The organism is Streptomyces sp. NPDC044064, from assembly GCF_056434245.1.
On record NZ_JBWKFN010000013.1, the window covers coordinates 39,855 to 56,155 of the forward strand.

The window sequence follows — 16,301 nt, forward strand, 5'->3', positions numbered from 1 at the left end:
CATAGTTCCACGACACCTGCAGGTAAAGGGCGGATTCGAAAGCGGATTGATCGCTTTCGCGGCACGATGGACGGGCTACATCACGGTGAGCAGACGAAGGGGAACCGTCCGTGCAGTTCGAGGTGTGGGCACCGCAGGCAGACAGTGTGACGCTCCATTGCGACAGCGCCACGCACACGTTGGAGCGCGACTCCGGGCGCGCCGGCTGGTGGACGGGGGAGGCACCGGCGCAGGACGGCTCGCGGTACGGGTTCGCACTGGACGGCGGTCCGGTGCTGCCGGACCCGCGTTCGCGCCGCCAGCCGGACGGCCCGGACGGCCTGAGCGCGCTCGTCGACCACGGGCGGTACACGTGGCGTTCCGCCTGGGCGGGGCGCGAGCTGCCCGGTGCGGTGCTCTACGAGCTGCACGTGGGCACGTACACCCGCGAGGGCACCCTGGACGCGGCCGCCGGGCGCCTCGGGTACCTGGTGGAACTGGGCGTCACCCACGTGGAGTTGATGCCGCTGTGTCCGTTCCCGGGACGGCACGGCTGGGGGTACGAGGGGGTGTCGCCGTGGGCGGTGCACGAGCCGTACGGCGGCCCCGAGGCGCTGAAGCGGTTCGTGGACCGGGCCCACGAACTGGGCCTGGGTGTCGTGCTGGACGTCGTGCACAACCACTTGGGGCCGTCCGGCAACCATCTGCCCCGGTTCGGGCCGTACTTCACGGAGACCCACCACACGCCGTGGGGCGCCGCCGTGAACCTGGACGCGCCCGGCTCGGACGAGGTGCGCGCGTACTTCGCGGGCAGCGCGCTGGCCTGGCTGCGGGACTACCGGATCGACGGGCTGCGCCTGGACGCGGTGCACGCGCTGCGCGACACGCGCGCGTGCCACTTCCTGGAGGAGCTGTCGGCGGCCGTCGACGGCCTCGCCGGCGAGCTGGGCCGCCCGCTGTTCCTGATCGCCGAGTCCGACCTGAACGACCCGCGGATCATCACCCCGCGCGCGGAGCACGGCATCGGGCTGCAGGCCCAGTGGAACGACGACTTCCATCACACCCTGCACTGCGCGCTGACCGGCGAGTCCCAGGGCTACTACACGGACTTCGCGCGCGCTCCCCTCGCCGGGCTCGCCAAGACGCTCACCGGCGGCTACTTCCACGACGGCACGTACTCGAGCTTCCGGGGCCGCGGCCACGGCCGGCCGCTGGACCGGGCGCAGGTGGCGGCGCACCGGCTGCTGGGCTACAGCCAGACCCACGACCAGGTCGGCAACCGCGCGCAGGGGGACCGCCTTTCGGCCCTGCTCTCCCCCGGTCTGCTGGCCTGCGCGGCCACGCTCACGCTGACCGCGCCGTTCACGCCGATGCTGTTCATGGGCGAGGAGTGGGCGGCCGGCACGCCCTGGCAGTTCTTCACCGACCACACGGACCCGGAGCTGGCGGACGCGGTACGGCGGGGCCGGCGGCGGGAGTTCGCTCAGCACGGCTGGGCCGAGGAGGACGTACCGGACCCGCAGGACCCGGCGACCCGGGAGCGTTCCTGCCTCGACTGGTCGGAGCCGGAACGCGAGCCCCACGCGCGCGTGCTGGCCTGGTACCGGCGGCTGATCGAGCTGCGCCGGGAGCAGCCGGACCTCACCGATCCCGACCTGGCCGACACGAAGGTGGCCTACGACGAGGAGGCCCGTTGGCTGGCGTTCCGGCGCGGGGACGTCAGGGTGGCGGTGAACCTGGGCAAGGAGCAGGCGGCGATCCCGCTGGGCACCGGGCGGGTGCAGGTCCTGGCCGCCTGGGAACCGGTGGCGGCGCCGGGCCGGGACGGACTGCTGCAGGTGCCCGGGGAGTCGTGCGTGGTGCTGGTCCAGCCCTGAGCCAGGGCCGGACATGCCCTACGGCTCCGCCCCGTCGTCCTTGAACTCGGTCACCCGCTCCAGCAGGATCGGCTCCCAGACGCGCCGCAGCTGGATCCGCAGCAGTGTCAGGGAGCCGGGGGCGCGGCCTTCGAGGTGGTCGGTGAGGCGGATGACGGTGTCGCAGCGGGCGAGCCACAGACCGCGCAGGCAGGGGCGGGCGCCGTAGCCGGCGAGGGTGGCGGCGCGGACGGCGGCCGGGGAGCCGACGGCGAGGGCGAGCCCGGCGATGTCCTCGGCGGGGTCGCCGAAGGCTGCCTCGGTCCAGTCCAGGATGCCGCGGACCCGTCCGTCGGCGCTGACCACCACGTGCTCGCCGGTGAGGCCGTGGTGGGTGAGGACGGCGGTACCCGTCTGCGCGGCGAGCTGGGCGGCACCGGGCGGGGTGAGCTGGAGCAGCCGGGCGGCGTCGAACTCGTCGGCGGCGGCGAGCCGTTCGGCCGCGTGCACGGCCATGCGGCGCAGCGCCTCCAGGGAGCGCGCGGCGGTCCGCGGCACACCGAGCGCCTCCGCCTGCCGTGCCGGCACGGCGCGCAGTCCGCTGAGCAGCCCGGCCAGGTCGGCCTCGCCGACGGCGGAGACGTCGTGCTCGTCGGCGGTGCCGCCGGGCAGTTTGGTGTCGAGCGTGTAGGCGAGGCCGGGCGCCCAGTCGCCGTGGGCGACGCTGGTCGGGACGGCGACGGGCACGTGCGGGCGGACCACGTCGCGCAGGCGCAGTTCGCGGCGGCGGCGGGCGGAGGCCTCCCGGTCGGGAGCGAGGCGCAGCACATGGCGGGTACCGACCCACCAGGTGTGCTCGCGGCCCTCGGTGACGGGCCGGACGTCGGGCCCCTCGGTGCCGCTCGCGGTCTCCTTGCTCTCCTTGAGCAGGGAACGGACCAGTCTGCGGACGGAGTCCGCGGTGGGTGTCGGTGCCTGGGTCATGGGTCGCGCCGTAGCCGTTCCGGGGTGTCGTCGAGGGTGTGTCTCCTGGGCCTCTCAGTCCACTATGACCATCTCACGGGTGGTGTCGTTGAGGCGGCGACCGCCGTCCTCGGTCACCGTGACGATGTCCTCGATGCGTACTCCGAAGCGGCCGGGCAGGTAGATGCCGGGCTCGACGGAGAAGCACATGCCGGGTACCAGGGGCTGTTCCTCGCCCTCGATCATGTACGGCGGCTCGTGCGTGGTGACGCCGATGCCGTGGCCGGTGCGGTGGATGAAGTACTCGCCGTACCCGGCGTCGGTGATCACCGCACGGGCTGCCCGGTCGACCTCCTGACAGGCGACGCCCGGCCGTACGGCCCGGAAGCCGGCCTCCTGGGCTGCGCGCACGATGTCGTGGACCGTGCGTTCCTCGTCGGTCGGCTCGCCGACGTGGACGGTGCGGGTGGTGTCGGAGCCGTAGCCGTCCTTGAGACCGCCGAAGTCTAGGACGACCATGTCGCCGTACCGGATGACGCGGTCGCCGACCTCGTGGTGCGGGTTGGCACCGTTGGGGCCCGAGCCGACGATGGTGAAGTCGACCTGGGAATGCCCGAAGCGGCGCAGCAGGTCGGCGAGGTCGTGGCCGACGTCGGACTCGCGGCGCCCGGCGAAGGGAACCTTCCGGATCTCCTCGAACGTTGCGTCGGCGGCGGCTCCCGCGGCTGCCAGGAGTTCCAGTTCGGCCGCGTCCTTGACGGCGCGCAGCATGGGCAGGGCGTCGGTCAGGGCGGCGTAGGAGGTGCCGGGCAGGGTGCGCTGGAGGCCCAGCAGGTGCATCGCCCAGGTGTTGTCGCTGATGCCGAAGCGGCCGTTGTGGTCGAGGAGGGCGGCGGTGACGGCGTAGGGGTCCTTGCCGTCGGTCCAGTCGCGCACGGTGAACGCGGGGGCGCCGGCCGCGTGCCCGGCGTCCGGGGCCTCCAGGGTGGGCACGACGAGCACGGGGTCGTGCCCCGGGGTGAGGACCAGCGCGGTGAGCCGTTCGGTGACCGCGGTGGGCGTGTAGCCGATGAGCCACACCATGTCCGGTCCCGGCGCCACGAGCAGTCCCGCGAGGCCGGCGTCGGCGGCGGCGTGCGCGGCGCGCTCCATACGGGCCCTGTAGTCGTCGGCGGTGAAGGGCGCGGGCGTGCTACCGGTCATCCGGGCCTCCGAGCGCGGTCGTGGTGACGGGGCGAATCGGTCTCGGGCAGCATCCTGCCCGGCCGGACAGGGCGGCGCGAGCCGATCGCGGAGTCCCGCGGTGGCGGTCCGCGGGGACGGGGCTCGGCATGGGGCCATCATGGCGGGTGGGGCGGGGTGCGACCAGCGGGTTTCCCGACGTGTCCGGACACGCGGGACCGCACGTCGGCCGCGGTCAGGTCACCACGCCCGGAACGACGGTCAGCTGCTGGTAGCCGCCGCTGGGGTGGCGCACGGTCAGGGTCACCTCCGTGCCGGGGCGGACGTGGGCGACGGCCCGGGCCAGGTCGGCGGCCGTGTCGACGCGGGCCCTGCCGAACTGCAGCAGGACGTCGCCGCGGACGAGGCCCGCGGTGTAGCCGGGGCCGGGTACGTGGACGCCCACCACCAGAGCGCCGGCCTTGTCGGCGTCGACGGCCTCCACGCCCAGGGTCGCACCGGTCCGGGCGTCCGAGGGGCTCGGCGAAGGGGCGGCCGAGGGGTGGTGCGGCGGGGCCTGGCGTTGCAGCTCGGCCAGCCTGCTCATGCCGATGACCGTGGCGCCGACCGTGCCGATGCCGACCCCGGAGAGCACCAGGACGGTGCCGGTGCACAGTCCGAACAGGAGGGTCCTGAGCCGCCGGCCGCGGCGGCGCGCGGCGTGCGGGTGCCGGACGGGGCCGGGGGTGCCGGTCCCCCGCCGCTCCTGGCCGGGCATCGGCTTGGGACGCAACGCAGTCTGATCCATGGTTCGCTCGCCTCCGGCTGGTGCTCTACCCGGGGCTCCGCTCCACGACGAGACACGAACGAGTGAGACTGGCCGGAGCGTGGCGGAGGGTAGTCATAGCCGACGAGGCGATGCACCGGAACCGCACTCAGGCACGGTCCACCAGCTGCCGGACCACCTCCGCCGCCGTTCCCGTCGGGGCACCGCCGTGCACGAGTTCGGTGCGGTGGACGAGCCGCGGCGCGGTGAGCGGGACGGCGACGGTGCCCGGGACGCCGGCCGCCGCCGAGTGCGGCAGCAGGGTGAGACCGTGTCCGGCGGCGGCGAGCGCGGTGAGGGTGCGCAGGTCGGTGCCCTCGTAGCGGAGGGCGGGCCGGAAGGCGCCGCCACCGCCGGCGGCACGCAGGTGGGCGAGGGGCAGGGCCGCGTCGGGTGCGTCCAGCCAGCGGGCGTCGGCGAGGTCGCCGAGGCGCAGGCCGGTTCGGCCGGCGAGGGGGTGGCCGGTGGGCAGCAGGACGCTGACGGGTTCCTCGGCGACACCGTGCGTGGTCAGCGGTGCCACGTCGGGCAGCCGCAGCGGATCGCTGGGGGCGGCGACGCCGTCGACCAGGCCGAGGTCGGCGGTGCCGGTGGCGACGGCGGCCGGGATCTCGTCGCGGGTGAGGACGCGCAGGGTCACGCCCGCGGCCGGGAGCGCGCCGAGGACGCCGGGTCCGAGGGCGGTCGGTGTGGTGGCGAGGGTCAGGCCGAAAGCGGGCGCGGCGGCCATGCGGGTCACGTCGGCGCGGGCCGCGTCCAGGCGCAGCAGCAACGGGCCCGCGTGCTCCAGGAGGCGTTCGCCCGCCGCTGTGGGTGCGACCGGACGCCGGGTGAGCAGGGGCGCCCCGAGGTCCTGTTCGAGGGCGGCGATGTGCTGGGACACCGCGGACTGGGTGTAGCCCAGCTCGCGGGCGGCCTCGGAGAAGGAGGCGAGACGCGCCACGGTGACGTAGGTGCGCAGCAGGTGCGGGTCCATGCGGAACAGGATCGCACTCCATCAGCAATGCTTATCGACTGTGCAGGAATCATCGTTGGACGTGAACGAAGGGTGCCGCCCAGGATGAACGGCATGACGAACACCGCGGCTCGTACCGCCACCCTCGCCCTCGTCGGGGACCGCTCCCCCAACGTCGTCTCGCACACCCGCGTCCCGCTCCTGCTGGACGCCCTCGCCGCACGCGACGGGCTGGTCCTGGACGCCTACTGGATCCCGTCCGAGGACGCGGCGGCCGCGGACGCGGTGCGCGGCTTCGACGCCGTCTGGGTGCTGCCGGGCAGCCCGTACCGCAGCGAGGCGGGCGTCCTCGCGGCCATCCGCACGGCGCGTGAGGAGGGCATCCCGTTCCTGGGCACCTGCGGCGGATTCCAGCACGCACTGCTGGAGTTCGCCCGGAACGTGTGCGGGCTGACCGGGACCGCGCACGCCGAGAACGACCCTGGCGCCGAGGACCTGCTCATCGAGCCGCTGGCCTGTTCGCTCGCCGGTCACGAGGCCGCGGTGACCCTGGAGCCGGGCTCGCTCGCCCATGGCGTGATCGGTGCGGAGCGGACGGTCGAGCGGTACCACTGCGCCTACGGCCCCTCCCGCCACCTCGACACCCTCCGCGCCCACGGTCTGCGGTTCTCCGGGCACGACGCGGACGGGCAGGTCCGCGTCGCCGAACTGCCGGGCCACCCCTTCTTCCTGGGCACCCTGTTCCAGCCGGAGCTGTCGGGCGACGGCTCGCGCCCGCACCCGGTGGTACGGGCGCTGGCGCGAGCCGCGGTCGAGCACGCGGGCCGGGTGGCGGACCTGCCCGCGTGACCTGACCGGGATCAGCCGGTGTGGCCCCCGCCGTGGCCGCCGTCATGACCGCCGTGCGCCGCGTGGTCGAACTTCATGGCCTCGGCCGGCATGACGACGAAGGGCCGCATCATGCCCATGTCCTCGTGCTCCAGCAGATGGCAGTGGTACATGAACCGGCCGTACGCCCCGTCGAACTTGCCCATGACGCGCAGGATCTGCCCGCCCGGGACGCGGAAGACGTCCTTGTGGCCCAGCTCGTTGGGCGCGAGCGGTATCCGGGTGCCCGCGTCGTACGCGATGGGGGTCCGGGTGCCGCCCACCGCCGGGTCGAAGCCCGAGACGTCGTACGCGTCCCGGCCCAGCAGCTGGAAGTCGGCCAGGTGGATGTGCATCGGGTGGACGATCGGCGCGAGGTTGAGGAAGCTCCACTGTTCGTAGCCGCCCTCGGCGATGGTGAAGCCGAGACCGTCGTTGAACGTCCGTGCCGTGCGCCGGTACGTCTTCGTGGTGCCGTCCGCTCCCGTGAGCTGGATGACGCCGTCGGCGGGGAGCTGGAGGCCGCTCGGGTCCGCCACCTCGGTCATCTCCCAGATCTCCGGGTGGCCGCCGGCGCCCTTGGTGGCGGGCGGCGTGAGCACGATCAGGCGGTGGCCGTGCTCGATGTCGTGCGTGAGGCGGCGGAAGGACCCGGAGAGCACCTCGGGCAGTTCGAAGGTGTCGCACGTCCCGGTCTCGCGGACGCGGAACTCCAGGACCGCCGGATAGCGCACGTCACCGGCCGGATCGGGTACGCCCGCCGGCTGGTTGCGGCCCTTGTTGACCAGCCGGAGCCTCCGGCCCGCCAGGCCCCGGAAGTCGACGAGCAGGTCGAACCGCTCGGCCGGGGCCGCGGTCAGCGTGGGCAGCGCCTCGTCGAAGTCGACCGGGACGGGCCGGGGCAGCAGCCCGCCGTCGCTGCCGATCTGGTGGATGACGCCCGGCACCGGGTTGTCGTCCTCGTCCACCAGGACGAGGTTGAAGATCCGCGCGTTGGACGCGTTGACCAGCCGGAAGCGGTACCAGGCGTCGTCGACGTCGGCGTACGGCCAGATGCGGCCGTTGACCGTGGTGTACGGGCCGCTGAACGGGATCGAGACCGGCTTGCCCGTCTCCGGGTTCTGCTGCTGGACGATCACCGTCTTGTGCAGCAGCCGGCCGTTGAGGCGGCCGTCCTCGTCCGTGTCGAGGTTGCGGTCGGCGAGCAGCAGCGGTATCTCCCGCTCCCCGGAGGGGAGGTGGAGGGCGTCCTCCTCGTCGTCACGGACGAGGTAGGTGCCGTACAGGCCCGTCATCACGTTCCACCGCGTGATGTTCATCGCGTGGTCGTGGTACCACCACTGCACCGCCTGATGGTCGTTCGGGTACTCGGACAGCTGGGCGTCGCCGTGTCCGACCGCGTTGTCCGCCCAGCCGTCGTTGCCGCCGCCGGTCTGGGCGCCGTGCAGGTGGGTCACCGTCCAGGCGGGCAGGGCGGCGACGTCCTTGTCCGGTTCGACGCCCTCGCGGCCGGGCTCGGTGGTGGCGGGCGGGCGGCCGTCGGTGCGCAGCGGCACCTCCACCGAGGTGACCGGGTACTCGCTCTCCTTCGGTATGCGGTTGGTCCAGGCGATGCGGATGCGCTGTCCGCGCCGCACCTCGATGGTCGGACCGGGCACCTGGCCGTCGTACCCCCACATCAGGGTCGGCGGCAGCTGCGGGTGCAGGCGGACCCAGGCGGGGCGCAGGGCGATCTCCGTCTCCTGCGTCACGTCGGCGGCCGCGGCCGCCGGGCGCAGGACGGGCGGGACCGGTAACCGGGCTGCGTACGGCGTCAGTTCGCCCGGTTCCGGCGCCTGCTTGCCCGCCGCGTCCTCGGTGATCCTCTCGATGATGTCGGTCAAGGTCGAACACCCCCGTGTTCTGTTGTCTGTTCCCCTTGCCCCAGAAGACTCCCGACGCCCCTCCCGGGTTCCCTGAATATCCCGTTCCGTACGAGAAGATTCCGAAACGGCCGGCTCGATGTCAGCCCGTGGGCAGCGCCGACCCCAGGTCCGGTACGAAGCCGTGGGTCCGGCGGGCGAGATAGCCGGCCTTGTAGCGGTCGACCTCCCGGTGCCAGTGCAGGACACCCGCCATCCAGTTCTGCAGGTCGGCCACGTAATGCCCCATGGCCTCGCGCGCCTCGGCCGACAGGCCGAAGTCGTCGTACAGGACGGGAAGTTCATGGCTGACGATGTGCTCGAACTGCTGCATGCGCTGGGTCATCAGATCGTGGACGATGCCGACCGCGGCCGGGTAGTCGCAGCCGAAGAAGTTCTGCACGACGAGGACCGCGTTGTGCAGCTCCCCCTCGTACTCGATCTCCTTCTGGTACGAGAAGACGTCGTTGATCAGGCCCCCGTAGTCCACGGCGGCGTTCTCCAGTGCCTGGACGGGGCCGCTGCGGTAGACCTCCGGCGGGATCGCGGGTCCCTGGCCCGCGCGGCAGAGGCTGAGGGTGAGGTCGGAGCCGAAGGTGGCGCGGCGCATCTCCAGGTAGTCGACCGGGTCGGGGATTCGGTTCTGCAGCTGGTTGGACAGCTCCCACACCCAGCTCTCGGTCATCGTGTCGACGGAGTCCCGCAGGCCGCGCATCTGGTCGGGGGTCATGTCGGCCGTGGTGCGGGCCCACAGGTCGATCAGGCCGCGCTCCATGCCGTTGACCGGGACGACGGTCGTCTCCTCGCCGTCGCAGGGCATGCAGGCAGACAGTCGGGCGGTGGTCAGCTGGGCGGCGGCCAGGTCGCGGCGGCCCCCGAAGACCAGCGGGTAGTAGTCGTCGGCGTAGGTGCCCCAGGCGAGCCAGCAGGCGCTGATGTCCAGGGCCTCCGGCGTGGCGTCGGGGTCGATTCCGGCCGAGCAGAGCGCGAGGTCGCAGGCGGCGAGCTTGTCCTCGTCCCAGACGCCCTCCTGCAGCATGCCCATGCGGTGCATCCACGCGGTCAGGCGAGTGCGGCACGCCTCCAGATGCGGGCTCAACCCGGTCCGGTAGGGCATGTGGAAGTCGGGCAGCAGCGACGGGCCGACCTTCTGGAAGGGCACGTGCGCGTAGGCGCGCAGGCGTTCCGCGGCGGCCGTGGCGAGCAGCGCGCCGATGTCGGCGGCGGAGGTGCCGGGACCGGTCAGCTTCTGCCACGGCGCGACGGTGGTGGCGCCCTGGTTCATGTAGCGGCTGGAGCGCAGGTGCCACTCGTGGCCGCCGGACTGCCAGTCCTGAAGTCCCTTGGTGTAGGCGGCGACCGCGGCGGCCTCGTCGGGCCCGAGTCCCTTCTCCAGGGCGACGGCGGGCACTTCGGTGAGCGCGGTGTGCTCGAACTGGTGCAGACGTGAGGTGAGGATGTCGTTGACGGTCTCGGCGGCCTCCTGGGTCGTGCAGCCGAAGAAGGTCTCCAGCACCAGCACGCCGTTGCTGTTCTCGCCCTCGTCCTCGACCTCCCGCTGGTAGGAGAAGAGGTCGTTGCGCAGGTGGACCGCGTCGGCGAACGTCTCCATGAGCACCCTGAGCGGCCGGGTCCCGGCGACGGCGGCCGGCACCTCAGCGGTCGCGTACTCCACGAGCCCCGCCGACCAGGGGGCACCGCCCACCTTGCGCCGCATCTCGATGTACTCGACCGGGTTGGCGATCCGCCCCTCGTCGATGTTGGACAGCTCCCACATGGACTCGTTCAGCAGGTGCTCGGTGGCCAGGGAGAAGCGCCGGCGCCAGTCGACGGACATCGACGGCACCGTCCGCCTCCACAGGTCCGCGAGGCCCGCCTCGACCGGGTTCTCCGGCTCCGGCACCGGGGTGGCCGGGTCCAGGGGCATGAACAGGGGGAGGCGGTCCAGGTGGGCCTTTCCGGCGGCGCGGTCCGGGGTGCGCTTGTACATGTCGAGGAAGTGGTCGTCGAAGAAGAACACCCAGACGTACCAGTCGGTGATCAGCGAGAGGGCCGGGCCGTCGCAGTCGGGGTGGGTGTAGGCGCACAGGAGCCCGTAGTCGTGCGCCTCCAGGTCGGCCTGCTCCCAGATCCCGGAGCCCTCCAGCATGCCCATCTCGCGCGCCCACGCCGTCGAGTGGGCACGCGCCTCGTCGACATGCGGGTTGAGCCGCGCGGGATACGGCATGTAGAAGTGCGGGAGTTCGAACGGCTGCGTCATGGCCGGGCCCTACCCGGGGCCAGGAAGGGCCATCCGCCCCCCGGGCGATGATCACACCATCGCGTGAACCACCCGTAAAACAGGGAACTTCCATGGCTTTCTGTGGCGTTGGCCCTGAGCCGCGCGAGTCCCGTCCGGTGCGCGGTGCGACATCGGCTCGCCCGCCGCCCTGTCCCGTCCGTGCCCTTGCCGAGCCCCCGCGCGCGGGTCACGGTAGGCGCATGACCTCCTTCGTACTGCCCCATGAGGTGCACGGCGACGGCACCCACAAGGTGTTCGCCGTGCACGGCTGGTTCGCCGACCGCTCCGCCTACGAGACCGTCCTGCCGGATCTCGACCGGACCGCCTTCACCTACGCGCTGGTCGATCTGCGCGGTTACGGAGCGGCCCGGGACGCCGTGGGCTCGTACACGACGACCGAGGCGGCCGTGGACCTGGTGGAGCTGGCCGACCGGCTGGGCTGGGGGCGGTTCTCGGTGATCGGGCACTCCATGGGCGGTGCGGTGGCACAGCGGCTGCTGTCGGTCGCCCCGCACCGGCTGCGCCGGATCGTCGGGGTCTCCCCCGTGCCCGCCTCGGGTCTGCCGCTGCCCGGCGAGCAGGGCGTGCTGTTCGCGGACGCGGCGCACCGGCCGGAGAACCGGCGCACGATCATCGACTTCACGAGCGGGAGCCGCCGTCCCGCCGCCTGGCTCGACCGGATGGTGGACCGCTCGCTGGAGCGCAGCGACGCGAAGGCGTTCCGGGCCTGGCTCGACTCCTGGGCGGGCGAGGACTTCCGCGCCGATGTCGAGGGCAGCGAGGTGCCCGCACTGGCGGTGGCCGGCGAACTCGACCCGGCGCTGCCGGCCTCGCTGATGCGGGAGACGTGGATGTCCTGGTATCCGCGCGCCGAACTCGTGGGGCTGCCCGGTGCCGGGCACTACGCCATGGACGAGACTCCGCTGGAGCTGATCCGCACGGTGGAGGACTTTCTGCGGGCGGACGAGGGCGAGCCGGCGTGAGCGCACGGGAGGAGGCCGAGCCGGTGCCCGGCGTCCCCGACGTCTTCGACCCGCGCCAATACGCCGCCGGGGTGCCGTACGCCGACTACCGCGTCCTGCGCGACCACCATCCGGTGGCCTGGCAGGACGAGCCCGAGGTGCTGGGCTGGCCGGCCGGACCCGGGTTCTGGGCGGTGACCCGGCACGCCGACGTGGTCCGCGTGCTCAGGGACTCGGCGACGTACTCCTCGCACCTCGGCGCCACCCAGATCCGTGATCCCGACCCGGACGACCTGCCGTTCATCCGTCGCATGATGCTCAACCAGGATCCGCCGCGGCACGGCCGGCTGCGGCGGCTGGTGAGCCGGGCGTTCACTCCGGGGCGCGTCGACCGGTTCACGGCGGTCGCGCGCGAGCGGGCCCGGACCCTGCTCGACCGGGCGGTGGACGAAGCCCGGACGGGCGACGGCACGATCGATCTGGTCGCCGCCGTCACCAACGAGTACGCCCTGCTCAACCTGACGGATCTGCTGGGGGTACCGGAGAGCGACCGGCGGCTGCTGCTGCACTGGACGCAGCGGGTCATCGGCTACCAGGACCCGGACGAGGCCGGCCCCGCGGTGCTGGACGGGGCGGGCAAGCCGGTCAACCCGCGTTCGCCTGCGATGCTGCGGGACATGTTCGCGTACGCCGGGCAGTTGGCCGCGTACAAGAGGCGGCATCCCTGCGACGACATCATGACCACACTGGGTCATGACCCCGAACTCGCGGACGCCGAACTGGAGATGTTCTTCTTCCTGCTCACCGTCGCGGGCAACGACACCGTGCGCAGCGCGGCGCCCGGCGGGCTGCTGGCCCTGGCGGAGCATCCGGAGGCGTACGAGCTGTTGCGTGCGGGGAAGACCGAAATGCAGTACGCGATCGACGAGTTGTTGCGCTGGCACCCGCCGGTGCTGACCTTCCGCCGGACCGCCGCACAGGACACCGAGCTGGCCGGCCGCCGGATCCGGGCGGGCGACAAGGTCGTGGTGTTCCATGCCGCGGCCAACCGTGACGAGCGGGTCTTCACCGAGCCCGAACGGCTGGACCTGTCCCGCACACCCAACCCGCACGTGTCCTTCGGGGACGGCCCGCATGTGTGCCTGGGTGCCCACTTCGCCCGGCTGCAGCTGCGGATGCTCTACGAGGAGGTGCTGCGGACCCTGCCCGGCCTGCGCCCCGCGGGACCGGCCGGACATCTGGTGTCCAACTTCATCAACGGCCTCAAGTCACTTCCCGTGCACATCGCTTGAGACCCTCGAGGCGTTCACCTGGATGAGCGCGTGGGTGCCGCCGGTGCGCCAGCGCTGCCCCTCGGCCGCGACCAGCGCGCCCTCGGTGGCTGCGGTCAGTCCGGTGATCACATCGGACTTCAGGGTGCGCAGGGCGGCGACCGGACCGGGGAAGTAGGCGGTCACCTCCTGGAAGGAGGTGGTGGGCGGCCACAGCCGGTCGCCCACCAGACGCCGGTAGTTGAGGTCTCCCTTGAAGACGGTCAGCGTGGCCGAGGCGAACTCGGCGCGCAGGTCGTCCGGTTGGTCCGCGTACGGCAGTGGGGCGCAGGAGAAGGGGTGGGCGCGTACCGTGAGGCGGCCGTCGGCCATCGCCGACCAGAGCGTGCGACCGTACCCGGCGGCCGCGCCCGGTGCCGCGGTGAGGCGCTGCAGGGCGTCGACCACGTCGGCGGTCGTGGCGTCGGAGACGTAGTAGGGATACGGCTTGACGTGCAGGACCGCCCGGCCGATCCGGCCCTCGGTGAGGAGATGGGCGACGAGGAGCAGGTCGGGGACGAGTTCGCGGCCCGCGTTGTCCGCGACCAGCACGAGCGTGCCCGTGCCGGAGGGCGGCAGCAGCGACCACAGGGTCGCGCTGTCGTCGGCGACCAGAGCGGGGGCCGGCTCCGCGGCCTCGGCGCCCGCGGCGGAGAGCCGGAAGCCGAGGTCGGCGCGGTTGCCCCACAGCGAGCCGTGCAGCAGGGCGCGGGCCCGCTCCGGCTCCGGACGGTCCTGGAGCTCGTCGAGCGCGGCGAGTTCCTCGTCGGTCTCCGGCGCGTCGAGTTCGGCACGCTTGAAGGTACGGAACGGGTCGACGCCCTGCCAGGCACCCGGGCCGAACCAGCCGACGGCGTCGAGCAGCCGACGGTAGAAGTGGCTCTCGGACCACAGCCACGGCACGTCGAACCAGGACCTGCCGACGTAGCCGTCAAGCCCCCAGGCCCGCCACAGGTCCCGGTCACCGGCACCCCCGGGCAGCGGTTCGATCACGCCTTCGGTGCAGCTCTTCAGCAGCTCGTCCAGCGCCCGGTGCTGCCCGGGGGTGTACGGGAACGCGTCCCGCACCTGCCGGACGATCGCGGGGTGCCGCTCGGCCAGCACACTGTGCGGGAACGAGCCGGGTTCGTCGCCGAGGATGACGGGTGCCGTGGGGGTGTCGGGCATGGGCGTCACCGTATCGCGCGGGTCAGCCGGTTCTCGTCTCCCGTTCCAGCTGCGTGGCGAGGGTCAGATAGCGGGGACGGCGGTGCACCGGCACCAGGCCCCGGACCATCAGGTGCCACATCTCCGCCACCCGGCGGGGCAGCCGTCCGACCGGCTCCAGGGAGCGGCCGGCGACCCGGGTGCCGATGAAGAAACACACGAGGGAATGGGCGACGACACCGACATCGGTCTCGGCGTGCACGTCCGCCTCCTTCACGGCGCCGTTGAACTTACGGGCGGCGAACTCCAGCCACTCCGTGAAGGGGTGTCTCAACGGCGGCCGTACGGTGACGTCCGCGGTGGCCAGGCGGAGTCCGGCGCGCGGCACCGGATCCTCCACGGCCAGCCGGGCGATGGCGAACGTGGCACGCATCAGGGCCTCCAGCGAGGTGTAACCCCGGCCCTCCACGTCTGCCACCACCTGCTGCGCGGCTCTGGCCTGCAGTTCCAGGATGGCGTGGGCCAGATCCTCCTTCGCGGCGAAGTGGAAGTACAACGCCCCCTTGGTGACCTGCGCATGGCCCACGATGTCGCTCAAACTGGTGGATTCGTAGCCCTGTCGGTCGAACAGATCGGCGGCAGCAGTGATGATCGTCGCCCGGGTCTGCTCAGCGCGTAATTGCCTCGCCATCGACTGACCCCTCCTTGCAGCTCTACCGAACGGGACACGCGGTTTGTTTTGACCCCACGCATACGATAACTCACCAAGTGCCAAAGGGAGTCAGCCGGTCGTACTTCCATCTGTCACAGGTTCCACTCACCCGCACGACGCCGGGCCAGGGCATGACACTCCGCAAACGGACGGCCCCGGAACGCACTCCCCCCACCACTTCTGAGTGTTTCCGGAAGCCAAGTCACTGTGTTCACCTTGCCCTTGGCCACCGCGGCGGGCGGCTCCTGGCGCGCGTTCCGCCCGATCCTCACAGCGGCCGGCAAAAACAGTCTGACCGGTCGGGTGCTGTGCGCCGGGCGGCTCCGGGGACACAGGAGTGGTTGAACGCGACGGACATGAGTCCCGTACTGGACTCAGCAGACCCCGTTCCCGCGCCCGCCGAGGAGAAGTCCCGGATGACTCGGATGACCGCCCGCCTGAGCGTCACGGCGGTCGCTGCGGCGACCCCACTCCTGCTCCTGCCGTGGACGGCGGGGTCCGCCCAGGCGCACGGCGCGCCGACGGACCCGGTCAGCCGGGTGTACGCCTGCTCGCCCGAGGGCGGCAGCGCGAACCGGTCGGCGGCCTGTCGCGCGGCGATCGGCGCGAACGGCGCCCCGTTCACCGCGTGGGACAACCTGCGCGTGGCGGGGGTGAACGGCCGGGACCGGCAGGTGATTCCGGACGGCAGGCTGTGCAGCGGAAACCTGCCCGCCTACCGGGGCCTCGATCTGGCCCGGCGGGACTGGCCTGCGACCCGGCTGACGCCCGGCGGCAGGCTGACGATGACGTACGCCTCGACGATCGCGCACACGGGCACGTTCAGGCTGTACCTCACCAAGCCCGATTACGACCCGTCGAAGCCGCTGAAGTGGGCCGACCTGCCCACACGCCCCTTCGCCGAGGTCACGGACCCGCCGCTGACGAACGGGGCGTACCACATCCGGGCGACCCTGCCGTCGGACCGGACGGGTCGTCAGATGCTCTACACGATCTGGCAGAACAGCAGCACGCCGGACACCTACTACTCGTGTTCCGACGTGGTGTTTCCAGGAGGGAGCAAGGGGACCGGCTCGGGGACGGGCTCCGGTTCGGAATCGGGTGCGGCGAAGGCAACGGAGACCGCCACCGCCTCGCGGGCGCCGGCGAGCCCTCACCCCGCACGGACGGAGGCTGTACAGCCGTCGTCCGGAACGCCGAACGCCGACGGGAAGAGGGGAACTTCGGCCGGCACCACCGACGACGGCACGCCGGTGGCCGAGGCCACCCGCGCGGACGCGGGCCCCTCGGCGCCGTTGCTGGCGGGCGGCGCTGCCGCGGTGCTGGTGCTCACCGGGGGCGCCGCCCTGGTTCTGCGTCTCCGCCGACGTTGAACGCCGTGC

13 protein-coding genes are annotated in these 16,301 nt (G+C 72.4%); 5 read left to right on the plus strand and 8 right to left on the minus strand.

Annotation, left to right across the window (positions count from 1 at the left end):
• Positions 1–110: 110 nt before the first annotated feature.
• Positions 111–1,856 carry a malto-oligosyltrehalose trehalohydrolase gene (gene treZ / locus AC07DS_RS21770; RefSeq protein WP_479147584.1) on the plus strand — a complete coding sequence of 582 codons (1,746 nt, stop codon included), beginning with the start codon at positions 111–113 and terminating at the stop codon, positions 1,854–1,856.
• A gap of 18 nt (positions 1,857–1,874) precedes the next feature.
• Here the strand turns inward: treZ and AC07DS_RS21775 are convergent, their stop codons facing one another.
• The 4 genes from AC07DS_RS21775 to AC07DS_RS21790 all read right to left on the minus strand — a co-directional run bounded on the left by AC07DS_RS21775 (position 1,875) and on the right by AC07DS_RS21790 (position 5,761).
• Positions 1,875–2,819: an aminoglycoside phosphotransferase family protein gene (locus tag AC07DS_RS21775; RefSeq protein WP_479147585.1), complete on the minus strand. Its 945-nt coding sequence runs from the start codon at positions 2,817–2,819 to the stop codon at positions 1,875–1,877.
• A 54-nt stretch (positions 2,820–2,873) separates the two neighbouring features.
• On the minus strand, positions 2,874–4,001 hold the full coding sequence (locus AC07DS_RS21780) for a M24 family metallopeptidase (RefSeq protein WP_479147587.1): 1,128 nt from the start codon (positions 3,999–4,001) through the stop codon (positions 2,874–2,876).
• Positions 4,002–4,215: 214 nt separating this feature from the next.
• Complete coding sequence (locus AC07DS_RS21785; protein WP_479147589.1) at positions 4,216–4,767, minus strand: PDZ domain-containing protein; 552 nt, start codon at positions 4,765–4,767, stop codon at positions 4,216–4,218.
• A gap of 127 nt (positions 4,768–4,894) precedes the next feature.
• Entirely contained in the window at positions 4,895–5,761 is an 867-nt protein-coding gene (locus AC07DS_RS21790; protein WP_479147591.1) for a LysR family transcriptional regulator, read from the minus strand.
• A gap of 93 nt (positions 5,762–5,854) precedes the next feature.
• Here AC07DS_RS21790 and AC07DS_RS21795 point away from each other — a divergent pair, with 93 nt between their 5' ends.
• A complete protein-coding gene (locus AC07DS_RS21795; RefSeq protein ID WP_479147593.1) occupies positions 5,855–6,589 on the plus strand; it encodes a CTP synthase C-terminal region-related (seleno)protein in 735 nt (244 codons plus the stop codon).
• Between the two features lie 11 nt (positions 6,590–6,600).
• Here AC07DS_RS21795 and phsA read toward each other — a convergent pair whose 3' ends face one another.
• Positions 6,601–8,490, minus strand: coding sequence for an O-aminophenol oxidase PhsA (phsA, locus tag AC07DS_RS21800; protein WP_479147595.1), 1,890 nt, complete (start codon positions 8,488–8,490; stop codon positions 6,601–6,603).
• Between the two features lie 121 nt (positions 8,491–8,611).
• Positions 8,612–10,768, minus strand: a complete 2,157-nt coding sequence (gene cyc2, locus AC07DS_RS21805) for a germacradienol/geosmin synthase Cyc2 (RefSeq protein ID WP_479147596.1) — start codon at positions 10,766–10,768, stop codon at positions 8,612–8,614.
• Positions 10,769–10,989: 221 nt separating this feature from the next.
• Between cyc2 and AC07DS_RS21810 the strand changes: the two genes are divergently transcribed.
• Both AC07DS_RS21810 and AC07DS_RS21815 read left to right on the plus strand, forming a co-directional pair.
• A complete protein-coding gene (locus AC07DS_RS21810) occupies positions 10,990–11,772 on the plus strand; it encodes an alpha/beta fold hydrolase (protein ID WP_479147598.1) in 783 nt (260 codons plus the stop codon).
• Positions 11,769–13,043: a cytochrome P450 gene (locus AC07DS_RS21815; protein WP_479147600.1), complete on the plus strand. Its 1,275-nt coding sequence runs from the start codon at positions 11,769–11,771 to the stop codon at positions 13,041–13,043. Before AC07DS_RS21810 ends, AC07DS_RS21815 begins: the two co-directional genes overlap by 4 nt.
• Here AC07DS_RS21815 and AC07DS_RS21820 read toward each other — a convergent pair.
• Both AC07DS_RS21820 and AC07DS_RS21825 read right to left on the minus strand, forming a co-directional pair.
• On the minus strand, positions 13,020–14,228 hold the full coding sequence (locus AC07DS_RS21820; protein ID WP_479147602.1) for a damage-control phosphatase ARMT1 family protein: 1,209 nt from the start codon (positions 14,226–14,228) through the stop codon (positions 13,020–13,022). The genes AC07DS_RS21815 and AC07DS_RS21820 overlap by 24 nt on opposite strands.
• Positions 14,229–14,250: 22 nt before the next feature.
• Positions 14,251–14,898 (minus strand): ScbR family autoregulator-binding transcription factor, encoded by a 648-nt coding sequence (locus AC07DS_RS21825; protein ID WP_479147603.1) that lies wholly within the window; start codon positions 14,896–14,898, stop codon positions 14,251–14,253.
• Between the two features lie 437 nt (positions 14,899–15,335).
• Between AC07DS_RS21825 and AC07DS_RS21830 the strand changes: the two genes are divergently transcribed.
• Positions 15,336–16,292 carry a lytic polysaccharide monooxygenase auxiliary activity family 9 protein gene (locus AC07DS_RS21830; RefSeq protein ID WP_479147606.1) on the plus strand — a complete coding sequence of 319 codons (957 nt, stop codon included), beginning with the start codon at positions 15,336–15,338 and terminating at the stop codon, positions 16,290–16,292.
• The last annotated feature ends 9 nt before the right edge of the window (positions 16,293–16,301 follow it).

Excerpts from the sequence above, each read along its gene's own strand:
- AC07DS_RS21775 (WP_479147585.1), bottom strand. The coding sequence starts at position 2,819 with ATGACCCAGGCACCGACACCCACCGCGGACTCCGTCCGCAGACTGGTC.
- AC07DS_RS21820 (WP_479147602.1), bottom strand. The coding sequence starts at position 14,228 with ATGCCCGACACCCCCACGGCACCCGTCATCCTCGGCGACGAACCCGGC.
- AC07DS_RS21790 (WP_479147591.1), bottom strand. The coding sequence starts at position 5,761 with ATGGACCCGCACCTGCTGCGCACCTACGTCACCGTGGCGCGTCTCGCC.
- AC07DS_RS21795 (WP_479147593.1), top strand. The coding sequence starts at position 5,855 with ATGACGAACACCGCGGCTCGTACCGCCACCCTCGCCCTCGTCGGGGAC.
- AC07DS_RS21830 (WP_479147606.1), top strand. The coding sequence starts at position 15,336 with ATGACTCGGATGACCGCCCGCCTGAGCGTCACGGCGGTCGCTGCGGCG.
- AC07DS_RS21810 (WP_479147598.1), top strand. The coding sequence starts at position 10,990 with ATGACCTCCTTCGTACTGCCCCATGAGGTGCACGGCGACGGCACCCAC.
- AC07DS_RS21825 (WP_479147603.1), bottom strand. The coding sequence starts at position 14,898 with ATGGCGAGGCAATTACGCGCTGAGCAGACCCGGGCGACGATCATCACT.
- cyc2 (WP_479147596.1), bottom strand. The coding sequence starts at position 10,768 with ATGACGCAGCCGTTCGAACTCCCGCACTTCTACATGCCGTATCCCGCG.
- AC07DS_RS21785 (WP_479147589.1), bottom strand. The coding sequence starts at position 4,767 with ATGGATCAGACTGCGTTGCGTCCCAAGCCGATGCCCGGCCAGGAGCGG.
- AC07DS_RS21780 (WP_479147587.1), bottom strand. The coding sequence starts at position 4,001 with ATGACCGGTAGCACGCCCGCGCCCTTCACCGCCGACGACTACAGGGCC.